Here is a 25,199-nt window from a genome sequence, read left to right on the forward strand (position 1 = left end):
ATTTGATCGACACGTCGTGCCGCGTGCGGAACCTGGTTCCCTCTCTCCGCGAGGGGAGAGGATGGGCGCTCGTCCTTGCCGGCATGCTCTTCATCGCCGGCGCATCGGTCGCCGCAGCCGGTTCTCTCGATCTCCCCACCACCCGCAACGACCTTCCGCCGGATGACCTGGGCCGCGTGACGGCCATCACCCGGCCTACGGCGGATTTCTCCAGGGCCGAGGATTTCGAGAAGATGCAGGGCGGCGCCGGCACGTCGCGCAAGCGGCCGAACCAGGACGCCTTCTCCCATTCCTCCGCCAACATCACCTTCGAGGAAGAGGCGACGTTCAAGCTAGGCAACGGGCTGTTCCGGAAGAACTGGGTGTCCTCGCCCTCTTCCACCCAGGCGTCCGACGGGCTCGGCCCGCTGTTCAATGCGCGCGCCTGCCAGAGCTGCCATCTGAAGGACGGCCGCGGCCATCCCCCCGAAGGCGCGGCCGACGCGACCTCGATGTTCCTGCGGCTGGCCCGCGCAGCCGAAACCGCCGAGGAGCAGCAACTCGTCGCGACGCGCGGCGTGCTCAATCTCCCGGACCCCGTCTACGGCACGCAGCTGCAGGACCGCGCCGTGCCCGGCATCCCGGGCGAAGGGCGCATGAAGATCGACTACACCGAGGTGCCGGTGACGCTGGGCGACGGGACGCAGGTTTCGCTGCGCAAGCCCGCCTATTCCGTCACCGACCTTGGCTACGGCGCGCTCGACCCGCGCACCACGCTTTCGCCGCGCGTCTCGCCGCAGATGATCGGCCTCGGCCTGGTCGAGCAGATCCACCCCGCCGACATCGCCTCCCGCGCCGACCCGGAGGACCATGACGAGGACGGCATATCGGGCCGGGTCTCGATCGTGCGCGACGAACTGACCGGCGAGCTTGCGCTCGGCCGCTTCGGATGGAAGGCCACGACGGCCTCGATCCGCCAGCAATCCGCCGACGCCTTCGCCGGCGACATGGGTATCTCCTCGCCCGAGGCGCCAAGGCATTGGGGCGACTGCACGCAGGCGCAGCCCGCGTGCCTGGAGCAGCCCAACGGCGCGCAGGAGCGGCTCGGCGGTTTTGAGGCGCCGCCGCCGGTGATGGACCTGGTCACCTTCTATGCGCAGAACCTGGCGGTGCCGGCTCGCCGCGACGTCGACAAGCCCGAAGTGCTCGCCGGCAAGAAGGTCTTCTACGACCTCGGCTGCACCGGCTGCCACACGCCGAAATTCGTGACCCGGCGCGACGCGCCCAACAAGGCGCAGTCCTTCCAGCTGATCTGGCCCTATTCCGACTTCCTCTTGCACGACATGGGCGAAGGACTGGCGGACGGCCAGCAGGCGGGCGACGCCGGCGGCACGGAATGGCGAACGCCGCCGCTGTGGGGGATCGGCCTCACCCAGCGGGTCAACGACCACACCTTCTTCCTCCACGACGGGCGCGCCCGAAGCCTCACCGAAGCGATCCTCTGGCACGGCGGCGAGGCTGGGCGCGCGCGCGACGGATTTGCCGCGCTGGACAAGCCGGAGCGGGACGCGTTGATCAGGTTCTTGGAGTCGCTCTGATGAAACGGCTCGGGCTGCTGACAGTGAACTTTAGCTCGTTCGTCCTGAGGCCATTCGATCTGTTACCCTCTTCCCTTTCGCCTCCCCACAAGCGGGAGGGACGCTTGGCGCGCGGCAACTCCCCCTCCCCCTTGTGGGGAGGGGTAAGGGGTGGGGGTGTCCGACGCGCGCGTCTTGCGGCCGTGTTTCTCGCCACCTGCCTGTTCCTCGCGCCAACCCTCTCCGCTCACGCCGAAAACGCACTGATCGCCCGCACGATCGAAGGCTTTGTCCGGCCGGCCTATGCCGCCTTTCACGAGACGACCGGCAGGCTGGACGCCGCGGCCGAAAAGCTGTGCGCCGAGCCATCCGAAAACAGCCTTGCAGCCGCGCGCGACTCCTACCGCGCCTCGGTCACTGCCTGGTCGCGCATCGAAGCCGTCCGCTTCGGGCCGGTGACGGAGCAAAACCGCCTGGAGCGAATCCTGTTCTGGCCCGACCGCAAGAGCATCGGGTTGAAGCAGGTGCAGGCGGCGATCGCCGAGCAGGATCCGTCGGCGACGGACGTCACCGCCCTGGGCGGCAAGAGCGTCGCCATGCAGGGGCTGGGCGCGCTGGAATTCGTGCTGTTCGGCACAGGCGCAGACGACCTCGCTTCGGCGGCGGGCGCTTACCGCTGCAGCTATGGGCTCGCCATCGCCGGAAACCTGGACAGCATCGCCGCCGAAGTCGACGCCGCCTGGACCGCTCCCGACGGGATCGCCCGGCAATGGACGAATCCTGGCCCGGAAAACCCGCTCTACCGCAGCGACGCCGAGGCGATGACCGAGCTGTTCAACGTGTTCGTCCACGGCCTCGAAATGGTCCGCGACGTGCGCATCAACGGTTTCCTCGGCAAGACCCCGGACAGCGACAAGCCGAAGCAGGCTGTCTACTGGCGCAGCGCCGCGACCGTTCCCTCCTTGCGCGCTGATCTCCAGGGCCTGTCGGATCTCTTCAAGGTCGCCGACTTCTCCGGCCAGCTCGGGCCGGACGAAGGCTGGATCGCCCAGTCGATCGCCTTCGAGTTCGCCAATGCGGATGCCGCGCTGAAGGCGGCGGAAGCGCCCCCTGCCGAGATCCTTGAAGACGGCGCACGGCGCGCAAAACTCGACTATGCGCGTCTCGTGACCTCCAGCCTGTCGGAACTGTTCGGCGTGCGGCTGGCGGCTGCGCTCGGTCTCAGCGCCGGCTTCTCCTCGCTGGACGGAGACTGACCCATGCGCACGCCGCTGATCGACCGCCGCGCCTTCATGAAGGCCGCCGGGGCGGGTTTTGCGCTCTCGCTATCGCCGCGCGCCCTGGCCGCGACGCTTTCCGTGGATGCGGTCTATGCCACGGCCTACCAGAGGCGGGACGGCGCTTACGGCGCGGCGATCCTGTCCGAGGACGGCCGCATCCTGCACACGGTCGAGCTGCCTGACCGGGGGCACGACGTCACCTTCGATCCCGTCTCGCGGCGCTCGGTCGTCTTCGCCCGCCAGCCGGGAACTTTTGCCACCGTCTTCGACCACAAGGGGGAGGCAGCGCCGGTGACAATCGCCAGCGTCGGGGGCCGCCACTTCTACGGCCACGGGGCCTTCTCGCCTGACGGCAGGCTGCTCTATGCGACCGAGAACGATTTTGACAACGCCGCCGGCATGATCGGCGTCTACGATGCGACCGACGGTTTTCGGCGGATCGGCGAATTCCCGACGTGGGGCGTCGGTCCGCACGAGGTGCTGCTGCTTGGCGACGGGCGGACGCTGGCCATCGCCAATGGCGGTATCGAGACCCATCCGGATTTCGGCCGGGCCAAGCTGAACATCCCTACGATGAAGCCGTCGCTCGTCTTCGTCGACCGCGTCACCGGTGACCGGCTGGAGCATCACGAGCTGCCGCCGGAACTGCACCAGCTCTCGATCCGCCACATGGACACCGACGCCGCCGGTGCGGTGTGGTTCGGCTGCCAGCATGAAGGCCCCGCGACCGAGCGGCCGCTTCTGGTCGGTTCGGCGCGGCGGGGCGAAAAACTGGAGCTGGTCGAGATGGCGGACGGCGTGCTGGGCGGCTTCCGCAACTATATCGGCTCCGTCGCCGCCAACCGGGACGCCGGCACCATCGCCGTGTCCTCGCCGCAGGGCAACACCATGGCCGTCATCGATGCGGCCAGCCGGAAGATCGTCGAGACGAGGTCATTGGTCGAGGTCTGCGGCCTCGCGCCCGACCTCGACGGATTCCGCGCGACGACGGGCACCGGCGAGACGCTCGGGCCGGACGGGGCCGAATGGTCCCATCCCGACTATGTCTGGGACAACCACCTCGCGCGCATCGGCTGACGAGGCTTACGCCTTCAGCAGCCACTCATGCTCCTGCGCGTTATGGAATTTCCAGGTCCGCTTCGGGCCGGCCATGACGTTGAGATAGTAGAGGTCGTAGCCGTGGCAGGCGGCGCAGGGGTGGTATCCCTTCGGCACCAGCACGACGTCGCCATCCTCGACCGCCATCGCCTCGTCCAGCGAACGATCGTCGGTGTACACGCGCTGGAAGGCAAAACCCTGCGGCGGGTTGAGGCGGTGGTAGTACGTTTCCTCCAGATAGGACTCCGCCGGCAAATTGTCCTGGTCGTGCTTGTGCGGCGGATAGCTGGAGGTGTGGCCGCCCGGCGTGATGACCTCCACGACCAGCAAAGAATCCGCCGGCGCGGTCTCGGGCAGGATGTTGGTGACGTGCCGGGTGTTGGTCCCCTTGCCGCGCACTTCGCGGCCGACATCCTCCGGCCCGATGACGCGGATCGGCAGGCCGCCGCCGAGGCCCGGCGCGGAACACACCGCAAGTTCGAGCTCCGTTTCCGCCGTCACCGACCAGTCCGAGCCTTGCGGCAGGTAGACCGACCACGGCTTGCCCTCGAACGGCGACATGCGCTCGCCAAGAAGTCCCAGGTCATTGCCGCCGGCGGTGACCCTTCCCTTGCCGGTCACGAAGACGAGGCAGACCTCGCGCGCGCCGGTTTCGCCTGACGCGACGTCCTCCGGCGCGAGCCGGTGCAGGTCGAAGCCGACATAGGTCCAGCCGGCATTCTCGGGCGTGACGTGCGACACGCGTCCCCGTTTTCCCTGCGGCTTGACCAGCAGACGCGACATCGGCTCACTCCTTGGCGTCTTCCACGGGCGGCGGGTTGTAGGCGATGAAGAAGGCCCAGACCGCATAGGCGGCGAAGGCCAGCGCGATCATGCCCCAGAGCTGCGCGCCGTTGACGAACTCGAAGATCGCCCAGCCGATGCAGACCACAACGAGGAGAACGCGCCGCCACAGCGGCCGGAAGAAGGGATGCTCGGTGTCACGCATCGTAACGGTCCTGGACAGGTTGGAACTCGAAATGCTCAGGCATTGGGAAAGCCCTGCGTCTCGACGGTATAGCCGGCATTCGTCATCACGCGCATCAGTTCCTTGTGGCCGATCTGCGCCATCTTCAGCGGCGGGCTTTTCTTCGGGTCCTGTTCGGCTTCGACCACGAACCAGCCCTGGTAGCCATGGTCGGCGAGCCTCTGCACGATGGCCCCGAAATCCAGCGACCCGTCGCCGGGCACGGTGAAGGCGCCGAGCGCGACCGCATCGAGGAAGGATTGGCGGCTGCGGTCGAGCTTATCGATCACCTCCATGCGCACGTCCTTCACATGCACATGGTTGATGCGGGCGTGATGCTTGTCGATGGCGCGCAGCGGGTCGCCGCCGGCAAAGGCGAGGTGGCCCGCGTCGAGCAGCAGCGGGATGCCGGGGCCCGAATTGCGCATGAATGCGTCGAGCTCTGGCTCCGTCTCGACCACCGCCGCCATGTGGTGGTGATAGGCGAGCGGCATGCCCCGGTCGGCGCACCATTCGCCGAATTCGGTCAGCTTCCTTCCATAGGCGCGCATCTCGTCGTCCATGAGCCGCGGCTTGGTGGCGAGCGGCTTCGAGCGATCGCCCTGGATCGAGCGGCCGACCTCGCCATAGACGATGCAGGGCGCACTCACCGCCTTGAACAGCTCGATCATGGGCCGGATGCGATCCATGTTCTCTTCCAGATCCTCGTTCACCAGCGTACCCGAGAACCAGCCGCCGCAGAGCGTCACGTCGGCCTCCTTCAGGATCGGCAGCATCACCTTCGGATCGTTAGGGAAGCGGCGGCCCATCTCCATGCCGGTGAAACCGGCCGAGCGCGACTGGCGCAGGCATTCCTCCAGCGACACGTCATCGCTGAGCTCCAGCAGGTCGTCGTTCCACCACGCGATGGGGGACATGCCCAGTTTGGCTTTCACGTCGTTGCTCCGATTGGCCGTCTTTGCATTTCCACCCCCTCAGGCCCTTCGGACCACCTCCCCTTTCGAGGGAGGAAGGCCACGGAGCTTGGCGCCACTCCCTCCCACGATGGGGAGGGTGCGGAGCGCAGCGAGGCGGGTGGGGTGATCCAGTCTTCTCAGTCGCTAGTTCCCCACCCGCAGCCTGACCGCGTCCTCGTATTTCTTGCGCGCCGCATTCACCTGCGTCCGCGCCGAAACCTCCGGCACCGCGACGTCCCACCAGTGGCCGCCGGCATCCGTCGAGACGAGCGGATCGGTGTCGATCACGATCACCGTCGTGCGATCGTTCCCCTTCGCCCTGCCAAGCGCCGCCTCCAGGTCGGCTATCGAATGCGCCTTCTCGGCGATCGCCCCCATGCTCGCAGCGTGCGCGACGAAGTCGATCTCGGGCAACGTCTCGTGACGCGCATCCTTCAGCAGGTTGTTAAAATTCTCGCCGCCGGTCGCCATCTGCAGCCGGTTGATGCAGCCGAAGCCGCGATTGTCGAGCAGGACCACCGTGAGCTTCTGGCCGAGCATGACCGAGGTGGCGATCTCGGAATTGAGCATCAGGTACGAGCCGTCGCCGACCATCACCACGACCTCGCTGTCGGGCCTGGCCATCTTCACGCCAAGCCCGCCCGCGATCTCGTAGCCCATGGTCGAGAAGCCGTATTCGGCGTGGTAGGAGCCCGGCGACCCCGCCTGCCAGAGCTTGTGCAGTTCCCCCGGCAGCCCGCCCGCGGCGTGCAGCAGGGTGATCTCGGAGCCCATGGCGCGCTGCACGGCGCCGATCACCTGCGCGTCGGAGGGAAGTGCAGCATTGGTCGCGGCCGTCGCCGTGTCCGCCGCCTTGCGCCACTCCGCCTTGCCGCCCCTGGCGTTCTCGGTCCAGGCAGCGGGCGCCTTCCAGCCGTCGAGCGCCCTCTCCAGCTCCTTCAGTCCCTCGCGCGCATCGGCGACCAGCGACAACGCCCGGTGCTTGCCCGCATCGAAGGCCTGCACGTTGAGCCCGATCAGCGTCTTCCCCGCGTTCTTGAACAGCGCCCACGACCCCGTGGTAAAATCCTGCAGCCGGGTGCCGACCGCCAGCACCACGTCCGCTTCCTCGGCCAGCCGGTTCGCAGCCGACGTCCCGGTGACGCCGACAGCCGCCATGTTGAGCGCATGGTCGTCCGGCAGCGACGATTTTCCGCCCTGCGTCTCGCAGACCGGAATGCCCGTGGCCTCGACGAACTTCGCCAGCGCCGGCGAGGCTTGCGAATAGAGGACGCCCCCGCCGGCAATGATCAGCGGCTTCTTCGCCGACTTCAGCGCCTCGGCGGCAAGCTTCAATTCGTGCAGATCTGGACGCGGCCGACGCGGCGTCCACACGCGCTCCTCGAAGAAATCCCCCGGATAGTCATATGCCTCGGCCTGCACGTCCTGGCACAGCGACAGCGTCACCGGACCGCATTCGGCGGGATCGGTCAGCACCTGCATCGCCCTCGCCAGAGCCGGGACGATCTGCTCCGGCCGGGTGATCCGGTCGAAGTACCTCGAAACCGGCCGGAAGCAGTCGTTGGCCGAAACCGTGCCGTCGCCGAAACTCTCGACCTGCTGGAGCACCGGATCGGGAATGCGGTTGGCGAAGACGTCGCCCGGCAGCAGCAGGACCGGCAGCCGGTTGACATGGGCCAGCGCGGCGGCCGTCACCATGTTCAGCGCGCCCGGCCCGATGGAACTCGTCGCCGCCATCATGCGGCGGCGGAAATGCGCCTTGGCATAGGCGATGGCGGCATGCGCCATGGCCTGCTCGTTATGAGCGCGGAAAGTCGGCAGCTCGTCGCGCACCTGGTAGAGCGCCTCGCCCACGCCGGCGACGTTGCCGTGCCCGAAGATCGCCCAGACGCCGCCGAACAGCGGGACCTTTTCGCCTTCGATCTCGGTCATCTGGCGGGCAAGAAAGCGCGTCAGCGCCTGCGCCATGGTCAGGCGGATGGTCTTTGCCATTCCAGAACTCCTCCCATCCCGACTATGCCGCCGCACGCCCCCGTGCGGCAAGCCACGCTGCGGTCAATTTCTCGAAACGACCGGCCATGTCGGCGATCGCCTCCTCGTCGCCGATACGGCCCGACAGCCACGCGTCGGCAGCCTCCGCGAAGATGGTACGGCCGACCGCGAATCCCTTGACGATCGAGGTCCCCGCCGTCGCGGCGAACGCCCGTTCGAGCGCCTCCTGAGGCGCCTCCAGGCCGAGCAGCACGACGCCGCGGCACCAGGCGTCATTCCGCGCGATGGTCGCCTCGATGCCCGCCCAGGCGGCTGCCGAAGCCTGCGGCTCCAGCTTCCACCAGTCCGGCTTGATGCCGAGATCGTAGAGGTCCTGCAGCGCCCGCGAAATCGTGTCCTCCTTCAGCGCGCCATGCTTGCCGGCGATGATCTCGACCAGCAATTCGCGGCCGACTTTTCGCGCGGCCTCGAACAGGGTTTTGAGCTTCTCCCCCTGCTCCCGCTTTAGTTCGGCGGAATCGTCCGGATGATAGAAGCACAGGCATTTGATGCAGTGGTCGACCGGCCATTCGACGAGCTGCGAGCCGATGTCCTGGCTGAACTCGAAACGCAGCGGACGCGATCCCGGAAGCTCGACCGGTCTGCCCAGCCACGCGAACGGATGCCGCGCGAACTCGAACATGGCGTCGCGGCCATGCTTCTCGTCGATCAGCATGCCGTAGCCCGGGCGGCCGTTCGCGACCCTGGCCGCCGCCTTCACCGCCAGCACCTTGAAGGCGCCGATCCGGCTCTCGTCGGCTCCGGCCTTCCTTGCCGCCTCTTCCAGTTGCAGCCGGTGATCGACCGCCAGCGCCATCAGGGACGGGATATCGCGGCGGCGTGTCGTCGCCCAGTGCACGTGGTTGATCGCCTCGTCCTTGCGCAGGGCGCGGTGCTTGCTGCCTTGCTTCAGGAAGAACTGCAGTTCCTCGAAGGTCGGGTATTCGGGAGAGCAGAGCAGCCGCGATACCGCGAAGGCCCCGCCGGCATTCGCCCAGGTCGCCGCCGTCTTCAGGCTTTCGCCGCCCAGCCAGCCCCGCAGGAAGCCTGACATGAAGGCGTCCCCGGCGCCGAGCACATTAAAGACCTCGATCGGAAATCCGTCGCCGACGATGCCGTCCTCCAGATCGTCGCTGATCGGCCCGTCATAGACGATGCATCCCATCGCGCCGCGCTTCAGCACGATCGTGGCGTCCGTCTGCGCGCGTATCGCTTTCAGCGCACCCAGCACGTCGTCCGCACCGGAGGCGATGCGGATTTCCTCCTCGGTGCCGACGATGAGGTCGCAGTACGGCAGGACGGCGCGCATCTTGGCTGACACCGTCTCCGACTTGACATAGCGCTCGAACCCCGCCGCGTGCCCGGCCAGGCCCCACAGATTGGGTCGGTAGTCGATATCGAACACGACCTTTCCGCCCGACGCCTTGGCGATCCTGATCGCCTTCATCTGCGCCGCCTCGGTGTTCGGGCGCGAGAAGTGCGTACCCGTCACCACGACCGCCCGCGCCGAGGCGACGAAAGCTTCGTCGACGTCGTCCGGCGACAGCGCCATGTCGGCGCAGTCGGTGCGCACGAAGATCATCGGCGAGACGCCCTCCTCCTCCACCGCGAGCAGGACCAGCGCGGTCAGACGCTCCCGGTCGACGACGATGGCATCCGTCGAGACGCCTTCCCGCTGCATCTGCTCGCGGATGAAGCGCCCCATCTGCTCGTCGCCGACGCGCGTCATCAAGGCCGAGCGCAGGCCGAGCCGCGCCGTGCCGATCGCGATGTTGGCCGGGCAGCCGCCGACGGACTTGGCGAAGGAGGCGATGTCCTCGAGACGCGAGCCGATCTGCTGGCCGTAGAGGTCGACGGAGGCGCGCCCGATGGTGATGACGTCGAGCTTTTTCGTGGTGGCCAAGCGGCTTCTCCTCGCTGAAACCGGCAAGCTCCGCGGGCGCTGGAGCCGCGCCGCGCAGAATGGAACAAGTGACACGTAATGAAACAGAAATTCCATTGACAAAGTCAATATGGAATATCCATTCTGCCACGCGATTGCCTTCCAGGGAGGAACAGATGGTATCGATTGCGCTCTTCGGCGCCGGTCGCATCGGGCAGATTCACGGCCGCAACATCGCAGCATCCAGACGCGCAAAACTGGCGGGCATAGCCGATCCGATGCCGGACGGCGCAAACGCGCTCGCCGCCGCGACCGGTGCGCCCGTCCGCTCGATCGACGACCTGCTCGGCGACAAGAGCATCGACGCCGTGCTGATCGGAACCCCGACCGACACGCATGCCGACTTCATCGATCGCGCCGCAGCAGCCGGCAAGGCCGTGTTCTGCGAGAAGCCCGTCGACCTCTCCTCCGGGCGCATCGTCAAGACGCTGGAGCGCGTGAAGGCGGCAGGCGTTCCGCTGATGATCGGCTTCAACCGGCGCTTCGACCCCAACTTCGCCGCCCTGCAGAGACGCGTCGCGGACGGGGTGGCCGGCGAGGTGGAGATGGTCTCGATCCTGTCACGCGATCCCGGGCCGCCGCCGGTCTCCTATATCGAACGTTCGGGCGGCCTGTTCCGGGACATGATGATCCACGACTTCGACATGGCCCGCTTCCTGCTCGGCGAGGATCCGATCGAGGTATTCTCCCTCGGTTCGGCGCTTGTCGATCCTGCGATCGGCAAGGCCGGCGACGTCGACACAGCGGCGGTGCTGCTGAAGACCCGCAGCGGCAAGATCTGCCAGATCTCGAACTCGCGCCGCGCCACCTACGGCTACGACCAGCGCATCGAGGTGCACGGCTCGAAGGGACTGCTCAGCGCCGGCAACGTGCACGAGACGACGGTGATGTTTGCGGGCGAGCGCGGCCTGACCGCGGATCCCGTGCAGAACTTCTTCCTGGAGCGCTACGCAGCCGCCTACCGCAACGAGATCGAGGCCTTCATCGACGCGATGGAGAGGGGCAGGAAACCGTCCCCGGACGGCGCGGACGGGCTGAAGGCGCAGCAACTGGCCGACGCCGCCCAGAAATCCCTGGAGACCGGCAAGCCGGTGGAGGTGGTCTGATATGATCGACCCGAACTCGTTCGAAAAGCTTTCCCTGGAGGGCAAGGTGGCCGTCATTACCGGGGCCACCCAAGGCCTCGGCGAGGGCATCGCCCACCTCTTCGCCGACCGCGGCATCGCCGGGCTGGTGATCACGGGACGCAACGAGGAACGCGGCAACAGGGTCCGGGCCGTCCTGGAGAACAAGGGGGTCCGCACCGTCTTCGTCGCCGGCGATCTCGCCAGCCAGGAAGACGTCGCGAAGATCGTGCCCGCCGCCGACAAGGCGTTCGGGCGCGTCGACATCCTGGTCAATGCGGCCGGCATCACCGACCGCGGCACGATCTGGGACACCAGTCCGGAACTGTTCGACGCCATGTTCGCAGTCAATGTGCGGGCGCCGTTCTTCCTGATGCAGGATGCGCTCCACGTCATGAAGCGCGAGAAGATTGAGGGCTCGATCGTCAACATCATCTCGATGTCCGGCCACGGCGGGCAGAGCTTCATCACCGCCTACTGCGCCTCCAAGGGGGCGCTGATCACGCTGACGCGCAACGTCGCCTACAGCGTCATGAACCACCGGATCCGCGTGAATGGACTCACCATCGGCTGGATGGACACGCCCGGCGAAGACCGCATCATGAAGACCTACCACGACGCCCAGCCCGGCTGGCTCGAAGCCGCGGAAAAGGGTCGCCCCTTCGGCCGACTGCTGAAGACGGACGAGGTGGCCCGCGCGGTCGCCTACCTGGCGAGCGCGGAGAGCGGCATGATGACCGGCTCGATCATCGACTTCGACCAGCAGGTGCGCGGCGCAGGCGATTCGACTGTCCCGCCGCCGCCGGTGGGATGACGGCCAGTTCTGGTGAGTGTGGCGCGTCCCTGGCCGCGGTGGCTCGCGTGACGCGGCGTCACGCATCGGTTTTCTGCACCCATGGTGTGCGCCTCCCAAGTCACCGCATGGGTCCCAGGGTCGCGCTCCGCTTCGCTGCGCTTGCCCTGGGATGACGAAGTTGGGGGTGTCAGCGGCCAATCATCAACGTCGGCGCTGGCGATTGGCGAACTCACCTCCCAACGCTTCGTCATCCTAGGCCGAAGCAGAAGCGAAGCGAACTGCAGAGAGCCTAGGACCCATGCCCTGACCTTTCGGGCATGCGATCAACGGTGCAAGTTGCCAAGCCTTGACCTATCCGCGGCCTTCCATCAGTCCCAGGCAAGCGCCTCACCACCCGGTGCCGCGGCACAACTCATGCCACTCCGGATTGGTCTTCTCGATCAGCGCGATCTTCCACTGGCGCAGCCAGCGTTTCAGCGACTTCTCGCGCTGGATGGCGTCGCGGATGTCGAAGTGCTCCTCGTACCAGACCAGCCTGACCACGCCGTAGCGGGCAGTGAACTTCGAGCCCCGGCCCTCCTTGTGCTCCGGTATGCGACGGCCCAGGTCGTTGGTCACCCCGATGTAGATCGTCCCGCGCTTCTGGCTGGCGAGCATGTAGACATAGCCGGTCATGGGTCGAGACTAGGCCGTCGCCCGTCGTCGCCGAATGGCGCGATCGCGCCAGGGCGGAGGCGCGTCGCGTCCGCACATCGCCGTGGCCGGCGGCCGCTGCACGATGCACCGGCTTCACCTTGGACGCGCCGCCGCGGGTTGCCTCGCTGGACATCGCCCCATTGGCGCACGCCCCCCTGTTCCGGCATGGGTCCCAGGGTCGCGCTCCGCTTCGCTGCGCTTGCCCTGGGATGACGAAGGTTGAGATGCCGGCCGCTAATCGCCAACGTTGGCGACGGATGCCGCATGAACGCAATCGCCAATGTTGGCGTGTTGCCTATGCTCGGTCGCCAATGTTGGCGTTCGGTGTCGCCTGTGCTCAGTCAACAAGTTTGGCGATTGGCGTGGCGCCCCCCCGATTGGCGTGGCGCCCCCTCCCCTTCGTCATCCTAGGCCGAAGCAGGAGCGAAGCGAACTGCGGAGAGCCTAGGACCCATGCCGTACCGTCCCGGCAGCACGCCGACGGCGCAATGCAACACCCCGTCGCCAAAATGGGAGTTCGGCGGGGATAAAACACCCCATTTCGCGCTCTCCGACAGCGCCAACAACCTCCTAACACATTGTTATAACTGCGCCTTTCCAGTCACCCTCACCTCCCGCCCGAGAAAAAATTCTCCCCACCCTCCGCACCGCCCCCATAATCCGTCTCGCCCCTGCACGGGAAACGGATGGCCACCGACCCTCCGGGCAGGGGACGGTGCCGGATCGGCAGCGCTACGGTGGCGCTGCTGGGTGATGAGCCCCCAGGTCCGGGCCCCGACCGCCGACCGCGACCCGATGGGCCGGGCGGGACAGGTGGGGCAAGACCACCGGACGGGCGGCCGCGAGGCCGCACATTCTATGTTACGAGCGACCGAACGGCCGCCCGTCTTCCCGGTCGGGACTTCCTGACCCCCGGTCGGGAACGTTCTTTGACAATGGCCAGACGCGAAAGCGGGCGTGGCGATGCGAGGGTGTACGCCGGGTGTCGGGGACGTTCCGACCGTCCCGGCGCTTCTACCCCAGGAACGCCTTTTCAAAGGCCATCTTGCCCTTGGGCGAGAACGTCACCGTGCGCCCGCCCGGCTCCCGGCGCGCCCATTTTTCCGCAACGATCTTGTCGAAGATCGCAGCGCCCAGCGCGCCGGCGAGGTGCGTGCGCCGCACGCTCCAGTCGAGGCAGGCGCGGCACACCGGACGCCGCTGGCCGGCCAGGGAATTCGCGTCGATGCCGACCGCCTGAAAGAACGACGGTCCGTTCGGACCGAGGGCGATATCGTCGCCGTCGCGCATGAGCACCTTCCGATCCACGAAGCGGTCGAACATGGCGACGGCGCGCTCGCCGGCAAGGTGGTCGTAGCAGACGCGTGCTTCGCGCATGTTCGCGTCGCGCGGTCCGGGACGCGCCCGTTTGGGCCCCGCGGCTTCGGCAACGCCCATGATCGCTTCCAGCATGGCAGCGATGGGGGCGCCGGCCAGTCCGTAATAGCGGTGGCGCCCCTGGCTGGCGACCGTGAGCAGGCCGCCTTCCGTGAGCTTGGCGAGGTGCGAACTTGCCGTCGGCAGGCTCACGCCGGCCTCCAGCGCCAGTTCGCTCGCCGTCAGGGCTCCGCCATCCATGAGCGCCGTCAGCATGTTGGCGCGGGCGGGGTCGCCCACCAGTGTGGCGATGCGGGCTATGTCGGGTCCATCACGCATAGTTCGATCCTAATCGAAGCATTCTCGTCAGGCAAGTTCTATGGTCGGAGCCTCAGTAAAGGAGATATGACCATGAACTCCCCCCGCCCGCGCTTCCGGTTCGCACCCAGGCCCGCCGCTCGCCTTCGCGGCATCCTCGCCCGGCTCGACCGCTGGTTCGAACTCCGGTGCTCGGAGGAGGTGCTGGCGGAACTGGACGACGATCGCCTCAAGGACATCGGACTGGCTCCCGACGACGTGCGCCGGATCCGCGCGCGCCACTTCCGCTAGGCCCGCAGGCCTACCATACCATTCAGCAAGACGTTTTTATGCGGGTCGAAGCGTGCCCGCGCCATGATGAGGACTACGACGTGACCATCACCTGCTTCATCCGCTACGAGATCGATCCCTACCAGAGGGACGCCTTCGTCGAGTATTCCCGCAACTGGCGCCAGGCGATCCCGCGCTGCGGGGCGGAGCTGATCGGCTATTTCGCGCCGTACGAAGGCTCAGCCACCACGGCCTACGGCGTCTACAACATCGAGAGCCTCGCCGCCTACGAGGCCTATCGGGCCCGCCTTGCCGCCGACCCGCTCGGCAAGGCAAACTACGAGTTCGCCAGGACGCGGCAGTTCATCCGCCGCGAGGATCGCATGTTCCTGAAGCTGGCATCCGCGCCCCACAGCGAAAGGATCGTCCCATGATCGCCGTCATCTTCGAGGTCGAGCCGGCCGAAGGCCGGAAGGACGCGTATCTCGGCATCGCGGGCGCGCTGAAGCCGCTGCTCGACGGGATCGACGGCTTCATCTCCGTCGAACGCTTCCAGAGCCTCACCAATCCCGGCAAGCTGCTGTCACTGTCGTTCTGGCGCGACGAGGAGGCCGTCAGGGCCTGGCGCAACACGGAAGAACACCGGCAAGCGCAGACGGCCGGGCGCAGCGGCGTCTTTGCCGGCTATCGTCTGCGCATCGCCCATGTCGTGCGAGACTACGGCCTTTCCGAGCGCGACCAGGCGCCGGAGGACAGCCGCGCGGTTCATGCGCCAAGCCAGCTACGACCTGAAGATGCAGCGAACGTCAGTAACGGAATCTAGACACTCGTCGGCTACGCCATACTGGATGTCCACGATCCGCGCCATCCGCTCGCCAAAGCCAGCTTATGCGCCAGAGTTCGCGCGCCGGCTTCTCGGTCGCATCCGCGACGATGCCCCCCTCTATCTTGCCATTGCGGCGTACACGCTGGCCGGACTCGTATTCCTGACCGCGACCGGGCGCAGCGACCTCGCGACCTACTCGACCTATCTTACCAAATGGTGCGTGCTGTTCCTGTTCCTGTTCCCCATCATCGCCTTCGCCCTGCACTGGGCCAAGCTGATCCATAGGTTCAACAACCGCCGCTGGCTCGCCGCCACGCGCGTCTTCGCCCCGGACAAGGTCGCCTACTTCGTCTCCGGCATCTGCCTCGTGATGGCGCTGATGTTCTTCCAGGGCACGTTCACATCGGTGAAGAACGGGCTGTCGGCATGGCAGGGCGGCTTCCCCTACGACCGGTTGCTCGCTGACCTGGACGCCGCCCTCTATCTTGGCAACGACCCCTGGCGTCTTCTCTATTCCGTCGCAAAAACCGACTGGTTCCTGTCAATCGTCCAGCTGAACTACAGCAACCTCTGGTTCATCATCTGCTTCGGCGCCCTGTTCTACGTCGCCACCTCGCCCAAGGCGGCGGCAATTCGGACCCGCTATATCCTGTCCTTCATGCTGGTCTGGATCGTGGTCGGCAATCTGGTGGCTGGCACGCTGCTTTCGGCCGGGCCGGTCTACTACGGCTTCGTGACCGGAGACAGCGCCCGCTTCGGCGAACAGGTGGCGTTTCTCGGCAGCGCATCCGGTTCGGCCGCCTCCGCCGCCTTCTACCAGGATTACCTCTGGGACCTCCACCAGAAGGGGATCACCGGCTTCGGATCAGGCATCTCGGCGTTCCCCAGCGTGCATGTCGGCCTGATCACGCTCAACGCGCTGTTCGTCTGGGATCGCAGTCGTGTGCTCGGGGCGCTTGCCTTCGTCTATGTCGCCTTCGTGCTGATGAGCTCGGTCTATCTCGCCTGGCACTACTCGATCGACGGATACGCGGCCATCGCGCTCACCGTCGGCATTCATTATGCGCTCCGGAAGTGGCTGCCGGACGCTGGCCGTCGCGGTCGAGCCAGCCGCGTTCCCGTCGCCGCAGGCGGTGAGGTGGCGGATGCCTCCCCCGCATAGCGGAGGAATGCCTCTAAATCGGCGTCAGAGCTTCCGCAGCGCCACTTTCTCGATCAGGTGGTCGGCGCCTTTGCGCAGGATGAGGTCCGCGCGCGGCCGCGTCGGCAGGATGTTCTCGCGCAGGTTCTTCAGGTTGATGTTCGCCCAGAGCCCCTCCGCAATCGCCCGTGCGGCGTCGTCAGAGAGCTGCGAATAGCGATGGAAGAATGACTGGGGATTGCGGAAGGCAGTCTCGCGCAGGCGCATGAACCTCGCAATGTACCAGCTATGGATCAGGTCCTCGTCCGCGTCGATATAGATTGCGAAGTCGAAGAAATCGGACAGGAACGGGATGAATTTGCCGTCCCTTGGCAGATCTCCCGGCTGCAGCACGTTCAGTCCTTCGAAGATCAGGATGTCGGGCCGGTCGATGGTGACGAACTCGCCCGGCAGCACGTCGTAGGTGAGATGTGAATAGACCGGCGCTAGGACGTTCGCCTGTCCGGACTTGATGCTCGACAGGAAACGCAGAAGTGCGCCGACGTCGTAGCTATCCGGGAAGCCCTTGCGCTCCATCAGGTTGCGCTGCCTGAGAGTGTCGTTCGGATAGAGAAAGCCGTCGGTGGTCACGAGATCGACCTTGGGGCTCGACGGCCAACGGCGCAGCAGTTCCTTCAGGATACGCGCGGTGGTCGACTTGCCGACGGAGACCGAGCCGGCAATGCCGATGATGAATGGCGTCTTCGTCGCGCTGTCGGCAGCGTTGAAAAAGCGCTTGCGGAGCGCATAAAGCGCCTGGGTGGTCTCGACATGCGCGGACAGGAGCCGCGACATGGACAGATAGATGCGCCGCACTTCGCCGAGATCGATAGGGTCGTTCAGCGAGCCGAGGCGCTGGACTTCTTCCTCGGTCAGCGTCAGCGGCGTGTCGGCACGGAACCCCGCCCACTCGTCGGCGGAGAAGAAGCGGTATGGGGAGTACTTTTCGGTCGGAACCAGCTGATCCATGCGCTACCTCAGCCGCCGCCTTGCCGCGATGCTTTTTCCGCAGTCCCCGATTGCGCGGTGCGGCGGCCGAGCTCCGCGAGGACTTCTGACATGGGAACGCCGGCGATGTGCAGCACGACGAGCCAATGATAGAGCAGGTCAGCGCTTTCCGAAACAAGCCCCGGCCTGTCCTTGCCGACAGCAGCGATGACCGTCTCGACGGCTTCCTCGCCGAGTTTCTGCGCGGCCTTCGGCATGCCCTTGCCGATCAGCTTCGCGGTCCACGAATCCGGATCACCCGAGGCGGCGCGCGCCGCGATGATCCGTTCCAGGTCTGACAGGGAAAAATCGCTCATCCGCCCCTCGGCAGGCTGTTCAGGTCGTGCGGTCGAGCCGCACCGGCACGCCGGCTCTTGCCATGTGCGCCTTGGCCTCCGCAATGGTGTAAGTGCCGAAATGGAAAATCGATGCGGCAAGAACTGCCGCCGCATGCCCCTCGCGAATGCCGTCGACCAGGTGATCCAGGTTGCCGACGCCGCCTGACGCGATGACCGGCGCCCGGACCGCGTCGGCCACGGCGCGGGTCAACGCCAGGTCATAGCCGCCCTTGGTGCCGTCGCGGTCCATCGACGTCAGCAGGATCTCTCCGGCGCCGAGGTCGACCATCTTCACCGCAAATTCGACCGCATCGATGCCGGTCGCCCGCCTGCCGCCGTGGGTAAAAATCTCCCATCGGCCGGCTTCGCCCTCGCCCGAAACACGTTTCGCGTCGATCGCCACGACAATGCACTGGTTGCCGAACTTGTCGGCGGCTTCTGCGACGAAATCAGGATCCTTCACCGCTGCCGTGTTGATCGACACCTTGTCGGCGCCGGCTAGGAGCAGCTTGCGGATGTCGGCCACCTGGCGGACGCCGCCACCGACGGTCAACGGCATGAAGCATTGCTCGGCCGTGCGGGCGACCACGTCGAAGATCGTCTCGCGGTTGTCGGAGGAGGCGGTGATGTCGAGGAAGCAGAGTTCGTCGGCCCCGGCGGCGTCATAGGCTTTCGCCGCCTCGACAGGATCGCCAGCGTCTATCAGATCGACGAAGTTGACGCCCTTGACGACGCGGCCGTCCTTCACGTCCAGACAGGGAATGATGCGGGCTTTGAGGGTCATTGAACCGACCCACGGTCGATCCCTGAATACACCTCCGCGAGCGCGATGGTTGCACCAAGCCGCTTCAAGTCGACAATCTCCTCGCGTCCGACAATTTCGTCCGGCCCGAGCCAGGCATCGGCGCCGTCGCGCGACCACAGCCAGATGCGCGGCTCCTCATGTGACAAGATGAGATAATGCTGGAGCGACGGAATGGCACTGTAGTCGGCAACCTTCTCGATAAAATCCCTGCTCATCGACGATGGAGAGAGAACCTCCGCGAGAAGCACGGGCTCCGAGGCGACGAGATCCGAATCGTTGCTTGACGGAGTACCGCGATCGACGAAAACATCGGGATAGCGAATACCATCGCCGGTGCGGACCGCGACGTCTGCCGATCCAACGGAATATGCAGGATACGAAAACTGGCGAAGCAGGATCGCCCCCACCCGCAAGGCGAGGATTGCGTGTCGTTTTGTCGTGTTGATCATCATCTCGACCACTTTTCCCCGGACGAACTCCCGCTTCCCCTCGCGCCCCTCGTTCCAGCGGAGGAATTCGTCGGCTGTGGTCGGATGTTTCGACTGGATGTTCATGTCCGTCAGTCTAGCACGGCGGTCTTGCGCGGAAAATCGCGGCGCAGGATCGCCAGGGCCTCGGCCGGATCGACGCGGCCGTCATAGAGCGCGCGGCCGGAGATCGCGCCTTCGAGCTTGTTCGCATCCGGCATGGTCATGCGCACGACGTCGGCGATCGAAGCCAGGCCGCCCGAGGCGATCACCGGGATCGAAACGGCATCAGCCAGCCTTATCGTCGACTCCCAGTTGATGCCTGCCAGGATGCCGTCACGATCGATATCGGTGTAGATGATGGCGGCGACACCGGCGCCTTCGAACTGCCTGGCGAGTTCGACGACCTCCAGCGAGGAGGCCTCCGCCCAGCCTTCCACCGCGACCTTGCCGCCCTTCGCGTCGATCCCCACGGCAATCCTGCCCGGGAAGAGCCTGCACGCCTCCTTCACCAGATCCGGATCGCGGACGGCCACCGTGCCGAGGATGACGCGGGCGAGCCCCTTGTCCAACCAGGACTCGATATGCGCGAGCGTGCGGATTCCGCCGCCGAGCTGCACCGGATTGCTGGTCGCCTTGAGGATCGCCTCGACCGCCTCGCCATTGACGGATTTGCCCGCGAAGGCCCCGTTGAGGTCGACCACGTGAAGCCACTCGAATCCCTGGTCCTCGAACGCCTTGGCCTGGGCGGCCGGATCGGCGTTGTAGACGGTCGCCTGGTCCATGTCGCCGAGCTTCAGGCGAACGCAGACGCCGTCCTTGAGGTCGATGGCAGGGAAAAGGATCACGGATCAGACGCCTTCGACTACGGCCATGTGTGCGACCGAACAGGCCTGCCGCAGCTTGAGCGCGGCCTGGTACTCCGGCGAATGGAAACAGTCGAGCGCGGTCTGGTAGCTGTCGAACTCGATGACCACCATGCGCGAGGCTGCAGGCCCATCGAAAACCTCCGAGCGGCCGCCGCGCACAATGAAACGTGCTCCGTACTTGTCGAAGGCCGCTTTATTGGCCGCAATGTATTTCGGATAGCCGTCGGGATCGGTGACGTCCACCATCGCCATCCAGTAACCCTTCTTGCCGGCAGTTTGCTCGCTCATGGCTTCCACCTCAGAAAGTTGGCTATGAGGGCCAGACCCAGCGCCTGGCTCTTCTCGGGATGAAACTGCGTTCCCGCCAGATTGTCACGCGCGACCATGGCCGTGATCTGCCCGCCATAGTCCGTCACCGCCACGAGCTGGCCGGGATCTCGCGCCTCGAGATGGTAGGAATGGACGAAATAGGCATGGAGCCCCTCCGCGCCGGTGGGGATGCCCGCCAGCAGGAAATGGTCCCGTTTCACGTGAATCGTGTTCCAGCCGATCTGCGGGATCTTGAGATCCGGATCCGACGGGACGATTTCCTTCACGTCGCCGGCAATCCAGCCGAAGCCTTCGGTCGTCGTCTTCTCGAGTCCACGCTCGGCCATCAGCTGCATGCCGACGCAGATGCCGAGGAACGGCCGCCCGTGGGTGATCGCAACCTCGCGGATGGCTTCATCCATGCCCCGCACCGCGGCCAGTCCAGCCCGGCAATCCGCATAGGCGCCGACGCCCGGCAGCACGATCCGGTCGGCGGAGGCGACGCGCTCGGGATCGGACGTGAGTTCCACCTCGGTCGCGATGGCGTTGTCGCGCGCTGCCCGCTGGAAGGCTTTCGTGGCCGACCGCAGATTGCCCGACCCGTAATCGATGATGGCGACCCGCATCAGAGCTTTCCTGGATAAGAAACAAGACCAATCGTTGGACCGACCGCCGGCCTCACCAGAGGGACGCTCGCGGGCGGCGGAGGGGATGCCAGGCGATCCTCGGGCCCGTCATGCTCTACACGCTCGTATTCATACCGCGCCTCGGCTTCGTCGACGCTCCCGGCGTGCACCACGCCCCACTCCCGCCAGCCGCGCCGGCGCAACGCCGCGACGCGCAGGGCGGCGCCCTCCAGGCCGAAATAGACCGAGACCGGCAGGACAACCAGCGGACCCAAGGCGGCAATGCCGGCGATCTCGACAACCGCGGACAGTGCGGCGACGGCCGCGAAGGCAAGCACGGCCTCGATCCAGAGGCGATGCCAGAGCAGCCAGAACACGGGAAGCAGGAACGCAAGCCAATGGAAGCCGTCGCGGACGAATGCCGTGCCCGCGGTAGCTTCGCCGGGCATCGCCTTCGTTTCCATGACGACATATGTGGCCATCGATCAGCCCTTCAGGCTTCCCTTGGTGGACGGCACCGCGTTCGGCTGGCGCGGATCGGGCTCGAGCGCAGCGCGCAGGACGCGCGCCACCGCCTTGAAGCAGGTCTCCGCGATGTGATGGTTGTTCGCCCCGTAGAGGTTGGTCACGTGAAGCGTGATGCCCGCATTCTGGGCAAGGGCCTGGAAAAACTCGCGCACCAGCTCGGTATCGAACGTGCCGATCTTGGGCGACGAGAAGCTGACATCCCACACCAGGAAAGGCCGCCCCGAGACGTCGACCGCCGCGCGGGTCAGCGTTTCGTCCATGGCGAGGTCGAGCGAGGCGTAACGCATGATGCCGCGGCGTTCGCCGAGCGCATCCGCAATGGCGCGGCCGATCGCGATGCCGGTGTCCTCGACGGTGTGGTGGTCGTCGATATGCAGGTCGCCCTTGGCGGTGACCGTCATGTCGATGAGGGAATGACGCGAAAGCTGGTCGAGCATGTGATCGAAGAAGCCGACCCCGGTCGCCATCTCGGACCGCCCCGTCCCGTCGAGATCGACAGAAACGGAGATCTCGGTCTCGTTCGTCTTGCGTTTGACGGAGGCCTTGCGCGCGGTCATTCGTTCTCCCCGGATCTCGAGCCGCGCGCGTTCTAACAGCGCGTCCGGCCGATTACCAGTTGCCTTCGCACTTGCACATTTGCAAAGCCAACGCTCCGCCATACATAGAGCGCGAAGAACTCGTACCGCGCGAATTGCCTCATGGGGATTGCGCGCCATCGGAGCAACACATGTCGAATGAGATCATCATGCACGGGACGACGATCGTCACCGTGCGCAAGGGCGGCAAGGTCGTCATCGCCGGCGACGGCCAGGTCAGCCTCGGGCAGACCGTCATGAAGGGCAACGCCAAGAAGGTGCGCCGCATCGGAAAAGGCAACGTCATCGCCGGGTTCGCTGGCGCGACGGCAGACGCCTTCACGCTGCTGGAGCGGCTCGAGGCGAAGCTGGAGCAGTATCCGGACCAGCTGACGCGCGCCTGCGTAGAACTCGCCAAGGACTGGCGGACCGACCGCTACTTGCGCCGCCTGGAGGCGATGATGCTGGTGGCCGACAAGAACGTGTCGCTGGCGCTCACCGGCACCGGCGACGTGCTTGAGCCCGAGCACGGCGTCATGGCCATCGGCTCTGGCGGTAACTACGCGCTCGCCGCCGCCCGCGCCCTGATGGACACCGAAGCCGATGCCGAGACGATCGCCCGCAAGGCGATGGATATCGCCGCGGACATCTGCGTCTACACCAATCACAGCGTCATCGTCGAAACCATCGATGGCGCCGAGGCTTAGTCCGCGCTACGGCTTCCGGGCAGTAATGGAAGCCGACCTTCCCATGATCGGCGCGTGGCTGGCGGAGCCACATGTGGCCGAGTGGTGGGGAGACAAGGAAAGCGAGCTGGAGGGCATCGCCGACCATATCGACAGCATCTCGGTAGAGCCGTTCGTCATCGAACTCGAGGGGCGACCGATCGGCTATATCCAGAGCTACGACCCCTATCTGGAAGAAGGCGAAAACCCCTTCTCGGATCAACCTTTCGGGACGCTCGGGATCGACCAGTTCATCGGCGAAAGGGAATTGATCAACGAGGGCCACGGTACGGCCCTGATAGTCCAGTTCGTGGCGATGCTGTTCGAGGAAGGCGCGCCGCGCGTGATCGTCGACCCCGACCCGAAGAACACGCGCGCCATCCGCGCCTATGAAAAGGCCGGCTTTCGCCGCATAGATGAACGCGCGTCGATCTATGGCCACGTACTTCTGATGGCCCGCGACGCGGAGGACGAGGGGGCATGAGCAGCGCAAGCGCCACGACATCACCGGCAAGCAAGGCATGGTCCGGCTGGACCTGGGGCATTCCCCTCGCGATCGCGCTCGTGGCGCTGCAAGCGGTCATCCTTTACGCCATGGGCCGCATACCGATCTGCGAATGCGGCTACGTCAAGCTCTGGCACGGGGTGGTGATGAGCTCGGAGAACTCACAGCATCTCTCCGACTGGTACACGCCCTCCCACATCATCCACGGCTTCCTGTTCTACGGGCTGGCGTGGCTCCTGTTTCCGCGGCGCTCGCTGTGGTTCCGCCTCGCCTTCGCGATCCTGCTCGAAGGGGCGTGGGAGATCGTCGAGAACAGCGATTTCATCATCAACCGGTATCGCGAAGCGACCATCTCGCTGGATTACTTCGGCGACTCCATCATCAACTCGGTCGCCGACACAGTCTGGATGGTCGTGGGCTTTATTGCCGCGGGACGGCTACCTATATGGGCAACTGTTGTGCTTGCGCTGCTCTTCGAGATCGGCGTCGGCGCAGTCATCCGGGATAATCTGACGCTCAACGTGATCATGCTGCTGCATCCGTTCGAGTTCATCCGGCAGTGGCAGAGTGGTGCGTAGCAAATGACGACGTTTTCCCCCCGCGAGATTGTTTCCGAGCTCGACCGTTTCATCATCGGCCAGAAGGACGCCAAGCGCGCCGTGGCGATCGCGCTGCGCAACCGCTGGCGCCGCCAGCAGCTGGAAGGCCAGATGCGCGAGGAGGTGATGCCCAAAAACATCCTGATGATCGGGCCGACCGGCGTCGGCAAGACCGAGATTTCCCGCCGCCTGGCAAAGCTCGCCGGCGCGCCCTTCATCAAGGTCGAGGCCACCAAGTTCACCGAGGTCGGCTATGTCGGCCGCGACGTCGAGCAGATCGTGCGCGACCTCGTCGAGGTGGCAATCGGGCTCACGCGCGAGAAGATGCGCGAGGACGTCAAGGCGCGCGCCCACATCAACGCCGAGGAGCGCGTGCTCGAGGCCCTCGTCGGCAAGACAGCGAGCCCCGCGACGCGCGACAGCTTCCGCAAGAAGCTGCGCGACGGCGAACTCGACGACAAGGAGATCGAGATCGAAGTCGCCGACACGGGGACCGGCGGCATGCCGGGCTTCGAGATCCCGGGCATGCCGGGCGCCAATATCGGCGTGCTGAACATCAACGACATGCTGTCCAAGGCCATGGGCGGCCGGCGCACCAAGACGCGCAAGACCACGGTCAAGGAATCCTACGACCTCCTGATCAGCGACGAGTCCGACAAGCTGCTCGACCAGGACGAGGTCGTGCGGCAGGCCGTCGAGGCGACGGAGAATGACGGCATCGTCTTCCTGGACGAGATCGACAAGATCGCGGCCCGCGAGGGCGGCATGGGCGCCGGCGTCTCCCGCGAGGGCGTGCAGCGCGACCTGCTGCCGCTGGTCGAGGGAACGACGGTTGCGACGAAGTACGGACCGGTGAAGACGGACCACATCCTCTTCATCGCGTCCGGCGCCTTCCATGTTTCGAAGCCGTCCGACCTGCTGCCCGAGCTGCAGGGACGGCTGCCCATCCGTGTCGAACTCCGGGCACTGGAGAAGCAGGACTTCATCCGCATCCTCACCGAGACCGAGGCCAGCCTGATCAAGCAGTATGTCGCACTGATGCAGACGGAGGGCGTCACGCTGTCCTTCACCGAGGACGCCATCGACGCGCTTGCCGGCATCGCCGTGGACCTCAACGCGAGTGTCGAGAACATCGGTGCGCGGCGGCTGCAGACGGTCATGGAACGCGTGCTCGACGACATCTCGTTCCATGCGCCGGACAAGTCCGGCTCGGAGGTGACGATCGACGCGGATTTCGTGAAGAAGAACGTCGGCGACCTGGCCAAGAACACAGATTTGTCGCGTTTCATCCTTTAAGAGACGCGTCGTCGCGACAAGATCATTTCTGCATCGTGCCTGGCTTGGGTCCCGACGCAGAGATTCTGCAACAGGCCCTCGACTCGCTCGGGGGCCTTCCCTTAGGGTCGCGGCGCGGTTTCCGGCAACAATGCG

29 protein-coding genes are annotated in these 25,199 nt (G+C 65.8%); 13 read left to right on the plus strand and 16 right to left on the minus strand.

Annotated elements, in window-relative coordinates; genetic code table 11:
* Positions 1–83 precede the first annotated feature (83 nt).
* The 3 genes from PD284_RS03495 to PD284_RS03505 all read left to right on the plus strand — a co-directional run bounded on the left by PD284_RS03495 (position 84) and on the right by PD284_RS03505 (position 3,913).
* Positions 84–1,577, plus strand: a complete 1,494-nt coding sequence (locus PD284_RS03495; RefSeq protein ID WP_274630530.1) for a di-heme oxidoreductase family protein — start codon at positions 84–86, stop codon at positions 1,575–1,577.
* 104 nt (positions 1,578–1,681) lie between these two features.
* Positions 1,682–2,812: an imelysin family protein gene (locus PD284_RS03500; RefSeq protein WP_274626840.1), complete on the plus strand. Its 1,131-nt coding sequence runs from the start codon at positions 1,682–1,684 to the stop codon at positions 2,810–2,812.
* 3 nt (positions 2,813–2,815) lie between these two features.
* Positions 2,816–3,913, plus strand: a complete 1,098-nt coding sequence (locus tag PD284_RS03505) for a DUF1513 domain-containing protein (RefSeq protein ID WP_274626841.1) — start codon at positions 2,816–2,818, stop codon at positions 3,911–3,913.
* A gap of 6 nt (positions 3,914–3,919) precedes the next feature.
* Here the strand turns inward: PD284_RS03505 and iolB are convergent, their stop codons facing one another.
* The 5 genes from iolB to PD284_RS03530 form a co-directional block, all read right to left on the minus strand.
* Positions 3,920–4,717, minus strand: coding sequence for a 5-deoxy-glucuronate isomerase (gene iolB, locus PD284_RS03510; RefSeq protein WP_274626842.1), 798 nt, complete (start codon positions 4,715–4,717; stop codon positions 3,920–3,922).
* 4 nt (positions 4,718–4,721) lie between these two features.
* The gene (locus PD284_RS03515) at positions 4,722–4,922 is read right to left on the minus strand and encodes a DUF3329 domain-containing protein (RefSeq protein ID WP_274626843.1); all 201 of its coding nucleotides are present in this window, start codon (positions 4,920–4,922) and stop codon (positions 4,722–4,724) included.
* 35 nt (positions 4,923–4,957) lie between these two features.
* Positions 4,958–5,875 (minus strand): myo-inosose-2 dehydratase, encoded by a 918-nt coding sequence (gene iolE, locus PD284_RS03520; RefSeq protein ID WP_274626844.1) that lies wholly within the window; start codon positions 5,873–5,875, stop codon positions 4,958–4,960.
* Between the two features lie 165 nt (positions 5,876–6,040).
* Positions 6,041–7,888: a 3D-(3,5/4)-trihydroxycyclohexane-1,2-dione acylhydrolase (decyclizing) gene (iolD, locus tag PD284_RS03525; RefSeq protein ID WP_274626845.1), complete on the minus strand. Its 1,848-nt coding sequence runs from the start codon at positions 7,886–7,888 to the stop codon at positions 6,041–6,043.
* Between the two features lie 22 nt (positions 7,889–7,910).
* Positions 7,911–9,926, minus strand: a complete 2,016-nt coding sequence (locus tag PD284_RS03530; RefSeq protein WP_411956172.1) for a bifunctional 5-dehydro-2-deoxygluconokinase/5-dehydro-2-deoxyphosphogluconate aldolase — start codon at positions 9,924–9,926, stop codon at positions 7,911–7,913.
* Positions 9,927–9,985: 59 nt separating this feature from the next.
* Between PD284_RS03530 and iolG the strand changes: the two genes are divergently transcribed.
* Together iolG and PD284_RS03540 are read left to right on the plus strand one after the other, a co-directional pair.
* Positions 9,986–10,975: an inositol 2-dehydrogenase gene (gene iolG, locus PD284_RS03535; protein WP_274626847.1), complete on the plus strand. Its 990-nt coding sequence runs from the start codon at positions 9,986–9,988 to the stop codon at positions 10,973–10,975.
* Position 10,976: 1 nt separating this feature from the next.
* On the plus strand, positions 10,977–11,807 hold the full coding sequence (locus tag PD284_RS03540; RefSeq protein WP_274626848.1) for an SDR family oxidoreductase: 831 nt from the start codon (positions 10,977–10,979) through the stop codon (positions 11,805–11,807).
* A 369-nt stretch (positions 11,808–12,176) separates the two neighbouring features.
* Here the strand turns inward: PD284_RS03540 and PD284_RS03545 are convergent, their stop codons facing one another.
* Together PD284_RS03545 and PD284_RS03550 are read right to left on the minus strand one after the other, a co-directional pair.
* A complete protein-coding gene (locus PD284_RS03545) occupies positions 12,177–12,464 on the minus strand; it encodes a GIY-YIG nuclease family protein (RefSeq protein WP_274626849.1) in 288 nt (95 codons plus the stop codon).
* Between the two features lie 1,035 nt (positions 12,465–13,499).
* Positions 13,500–14,180 (minus strand): ArsR/SmtB family transcription factor, encoded by a 681-nt coding sequence (locus tag PD284_RS03550; RefSeq protein WP_274626850.1) that lies wholly within the window; start codon positions 14,178–14,180, stop codon positions 13,500–13,502.
* A 72-nt stretch (positions 14,181–14,252) separates the two neighbouring features.
* On the opposite strand from PD284_RS03550, the gene PD284_RS03555 reads away from it, so the two are divergent.
* From PD284_RS03555 to PD284_RS03570, 4 genes are read left to right on the plus strand one after another with little or no spacing between them, the layout of a single operon-like run.
* Positions 14,253–14,450, plus strand: coding sequence for a DUF1127 domain-containing protein (locus PD284_RS03555; RefSeq protein WP_274626851.1), 198 nt, complete (start codon positions 14,253–14,255; stop codon positions 14,448–14,450).
* Positions 14,451–14,488: 38 nt separating this feature from the next.
* Entirely contained in the window at positions 14,489–14,863 is a 375-nt protein-coding gene (locus PD284_RS03560; protein ID WP_274626852.1) for an NIPSNAP family protein, read from the plus strand.
* On the plus strand, positions 14,860–15,252 hold the full coding sequence (locus PD284_RS03565; RefSeq protein WP_274626853.1) for an antibiotic biosynthesis monooxygenase family protein: 393 nt from the start codon (positions 14,860–14,862) through the stop codon (positions 15,250–15,252). The genes PD284_RS03560 and PD284_RS03565 overlap by 4 nt, the downstream gene beginning before the upstream one ends.
* Before the next feature lie 25 nt (positions 15,253–15,277).
* The gene (locus PD284_RS03570) at positions 15,278–16,417 is read left to right on the plus strand and encodes a phosphatase PAP2 family protein (RefSeq protein ID WP_274626854.1); all 1,140 of its coding nucleotides are present in this window, start codon (positions 15,278–15,280) and stop codon (positions 16,415–16,417) included.
* 24 nt (positions 16,418–16,441) lie between these two features.
* On the opposite strand, the gene coaA is transcribed toward PD284_RS03570, so the two are convergent.
* From coaA to hisB, 9 genes are read right to left on the minus strand one after another with little or no spacing between them, the layout of a single operon-like run.
* On the minus strand, positions 16,442–17,404 hold the full coding sequence (gene coaA / locus PD284_RS03575; protein ID WP_274626855.1) for a type I pantothenate kinase: 963 nt from the start codon (positions 17,402–17,404) through the stop codon (positions 16,442–16,444).
* Positions 17,405–17,412: 8 nt separating this feature from the next.
* Positions 17,413–17,739 (minus strand): phosphoribosyl-ATP diphosphatase, encoded by a 327-nt coding sequence (locus PD284_RS03580; RefSeq protein WP_274626856.1) that lies wholly within the window; start codon positions 17,737–17,739, stop codon positions 17,413–17,415.
* A gap of 19 nt (positions 17,740–17,758) precedes the next feature.
* A complete protein-coding gene (gene hisF / locus PD284_RS03585; RefSeq protein ID WP_274626857.1) occupies positions 17,759–18,544 on the minus strand; it encodes an imidazole glycerol phosphate synthase subunit HisF in 786 nt (261 codons plus the stop codon).
* Positions 18,541–19,119, minus strand: coding sequence for a Uma2 family endonuclease (locus tag PD284_RS03590; RefSeq protein ID WP_274626858.1), 579 nt, complete (start codon positions 19,117–19,119; stop codon positions 18,541–18,543). The genes hisF and PD284_RS03590 overlap by 4 nt, the downstream gene beginning before the upstream one ends.
* Positions 19,120–19,124: 5 nt before the next feature.
* The gene (gene hisA, locus PD284_RS03595) at positions 19,125–19,880 is read right to left on the minus strand and encodes a 1-(5-phosphoribosyl)-5-[(5-phosphoribosylamino)methylideneamino]imidazole-4-carboxamide isomerase (protein ID WP_274626859.1); all 756 of its coding nucleotides are present in this window, start codon (positions 19,878–19,880) and stop codon (positions 19,125–19,127) included.
* Positions 19,881–19,883: 3 nt separating this feature from the next.
* Positions 19,884–20,189, minus strand: a complete 306-nt coding sequence (locus PD284_RS03600) for a DUF1330 domain-containing protein (protein WP_274626860.1) — start codon at positions 20,187–20,189, stop codon at positions 19,884–19,886.
* Positions 20,186–20,836: an imidazole glycerol phosphate synthase subunit HisH gene (gene hisH / locus PD284_RS03605; RefSeq protein ID WP_274626861.1), complete on the minus strand. Its 651-nt coding sequence runs from the start codon at positions 20,834–20,836 to the stop codon at positions 20,186–20,188. The genes PD284_RS03600 and hisH overlap by 4 nt, the downstream gene beginning before the upstream one ends.
* Positions 20,836–21,318 carry a DUF2628 domain-containing protein gene (locus PD284_RS03610; RefSeq protein ID WP_274626862.1) on the minus strand — a complete coding sequence of 161 codons (483 nt, stop codon included), beginning with the start codon at positions 21,316–21,318 and terminating at the stop codon, positions 20,836–20,838. The genes hisH and PD284_RS03610 overlap by 1 nt, the downstream gene beginning before the upstream one ends.
* 3 nt (positions 21,319–21,321) lie before the next feature.
* Complete coding sequence (gene hisB / locus PD284_RS03615; RefSeq protein ID WP_274626863.1) at positions 21,322–21,921, minus strand: imidazoleglycerol-phosphate dehydratase HisB; 600 nt, start codon at positions 21,919–21,921, stop codon at positions 21,322–21,324.
* Positions 21,922–22,091: 170 nt separating this feature from the next.
* On the opposite strand from hisB, the gene hslV reads away from it, so the two are divergent.
* From hslV to hslU, 4 genes are read left to right on the plus strand one after another with little or no spacing between them, the layout of a single operon-like run.
* On the plus strand, positions 22,092–22,646 hold the full coding sequence (gene hslV, locus PD284_RS03620) for an ATP-dependent protease subunit HslV (protein WP_274626864.1): 555 nt from the start codon (positions 22,092–22,094) through the stop codon (positions 22,644–22,646).
* On the plus strand, positions 22,630–23,148 hold the full coding sequence (locus tag PD284_RS03625) for a GNAT family N-acetyltransferase (RefSeq protein WP_274626865.1): 519 nt from the start codon (positions 22,630–22,632) through the stop codon (positions 23,146–23,148). The genes hslV and PD284_RS03625 overlap by 17 nt, the downstream gene beginning before the upstream one ends.
* The gene (locus PD284_RS03630) at positions 23,145–23,747 is read left to right on the plus strand and encodes a DUF2585 domain-containing protein (RefSeq protein WP_274626866.1); all 603 of its coding nucleotides are present in this window, start codon (positions 23,145–23,147) and stop codon (positions 23,745–23,747) included. Before PD284_RS03625 ends, PD284_RS03630 begins: the two co-directional genes overlap by 4 nt.
* A gap of 3 nt (positions 23,748–23,750) precedes the next feature.
* Positions 23,751–25,064: an ATP-dependent protease ATPase subunit HslU gene (gene hslU, locus PD284_RS03635; RefSeq protein WP_274626867.1), complete on the plus strand. Its 1,314-nt coding sequence runs from the start codon at positions 23,751–23,753 to the stop codon at positions 25,062–25,064.
* Positions 25,065–25,199: the final 135 nt, after the last annotated feature.

Origin of the sequence: Mesorhizobium shangrilense (assembly GCF_028826155.1) — a bacterium.
In the GTDB taxonomy this organism is placed as follows: domain Bacteria; phylum Pseudomonadota; class Alphaproteobacteria; order Rhizobiales; family Rhizobiaceae; genus Arvimicrobium; species Arvimicrobium flavum.

Coding starts and splice junctions, on each gene's coding strand:
- PD284_RS03495 (WP_274630530.1), top strand. CDS start 84: ATGCTCTTCATCGCCGGCGCATCGGTCGCCGCAGCCGGTTCTCTCGAT.
- PD284_RS03505 (WP_274626841.1), top strand. CDS start 2,816: ATGCGCACGCCGCTGATCGACCGCCGCGCCTTCATGAAGGCCGCCGGG.
- iolB (WP_274626842.1), bottom strand. CDS start 4,717: ATGTCGCGTCTGCTGGTCAAGCCGCAGGGAAAACGGGGACGCGTGTCG.
- PD284_RS03515 (WP_274626843.1), bottom strand. CDS start 4,922: ATGCGTGACACCGAGCATCCCTTCTTCCGGCCGCTGTGGCGGCGCGTT.
- iolD (WP_274626845.1), bottom strand. CDS start 7,888: ATGGCAAAGACCATCCGCCTGACCATGGCGCAGGCGCTGACGCGCTTT.
- PD284_RS03530 (WP_411956172.1), bottom strand. CDS start 9,926: ATGGAATTTCTGTTTCATTACGTGTCACTTGTTCCATTCTGCGCGGCG.
- iolG (WP_274626847.1), top strand. CDS start 9,986: ATGGTATCGATTGCGCTCTTCGGCGCCGGTCGCATCGGGCAGATTCAC.
- PD284_RS03540 (WP_274626848.1), top strand. CDS start 10,977: ATGATCGACCCGAACTCGTTCGAAAAGCTTTCCCTGGAGGGCAAGGTG.
- PD284_RS03545 (WP_274626849.1), bottom strand. CDS start 12,464: ATGACCGGCTATGTCTACATGCTCGCCAGCCAGAAGCGCGGGACGATC.
- PD284_RS03550 (WP_274626850.1), bottom strand. CDS start 14,180: ATGCGTGATGGACCCGACATAGCCCGCATCGCCACACTGGTGGGCGAC.
- PD284_RS03555 (WP_274626851.1), top strand. CDS start 14,253: ATGAACTCCCCCCGCCCGCGCTTCCGGTTCGCACCCAGGCCCGCCGCT.
- PD284_RS03560 (WP_274626852.1), top strand. CDS start 14,489: ATGCGGGTCGAAGCGTGCCCGCGCCATGATGAGGACTACGACGTGACC.
- PD284_RS03565 (WP_274626853.1), top strand. CDS start 14,860: ATGATCGCCGTCATCTTCGAGGTCGAGCCGGCCGAAGGCCGGAAGGAC.
- PD284_RS03570 (WP_274626854.1), top strand. CDS start 15,278: ATGTCCACGATCCGCGCCATCCGCTCGCCAAAGCCAGCTTATGCGCCA.
- coaA (WP_274626855.1), bottom strand. CDS start 17,404: ATGGATCAGCTGGTTCCGACCGAAAAGTACTCCCCATACCGCTTCTTC.
- PD284_RS03580 (WP_274626856.1), bottom strand. CDS start 17,739: ATGAGCGATTTTTCCCTGTCAGACCTGGAACGGATCATCGCGGCGCGC.
- hisF (WP_274626857.1), bottom strand. CDS start 18,544: ATGACCCTCAAAGCCCGCATCATTCCCTGTCTGGACGTGAAGGACGGC.
- PD284_RS03590 (WP_274626858.1), bottom strand. CDS start 19,119: ATGAACATCCAGTCGAAACATCCGACCACAGCCGACGAATTCCTCCGC.
- PD284_RS03600 (WP_274626860.1), bottom strand. CDS start 20,189: ATGAGCGAGCAAACTGCCGGCAAGAAGGGTTACTGGATGGCGATGGTG.
- hisH (WP_274626861.1), bottom strand. CDS start 20,836: ATGCGGGTCGCCATCATCGATTACGGGTCGGGCAATCTGCGGTCGGCC.
- PD284_RS03610 (WP_274626862.1), bottom strand. CDS start 21,318: ATGGCCACATATGTCGTCATGGAAACGAAGGCGATGCCCGGCGAAGCT.
- hisB (WP_274626863.1), bottom strand. CDS start 21,921: ATGACCGCGCGCAAGGCCTCCGTCAAACGCAAGACGAACGAGACCGAG.
- hslV (WP_274626864.1), top strand. CDS start 22,092: ATGTCGAATGAGATCATCATGCACGGGACGACGATCGTCACCGTGCGC.
- PD284_RS03625 (WP_274626865.1), top strand. CDS start 22,630: ATGGCGCCGAGGCTTAGTCCGCGCTACGGCTTCCGGGCAGTAATGGAA.
- PD284_RS03630 (WP_274626866.1), top strand. CDS start 23,145: ATGAGCAGCGCAAGCGCCACGACATCACCGGCAAGCAAGGCATGGTCC.
- hslU (WP_274626867.1), top strand. CDS start 23,751: ATGACGACGTTTTCCCCCCGCGAGATTGTTTCCGAGCTCGACCGTTTC.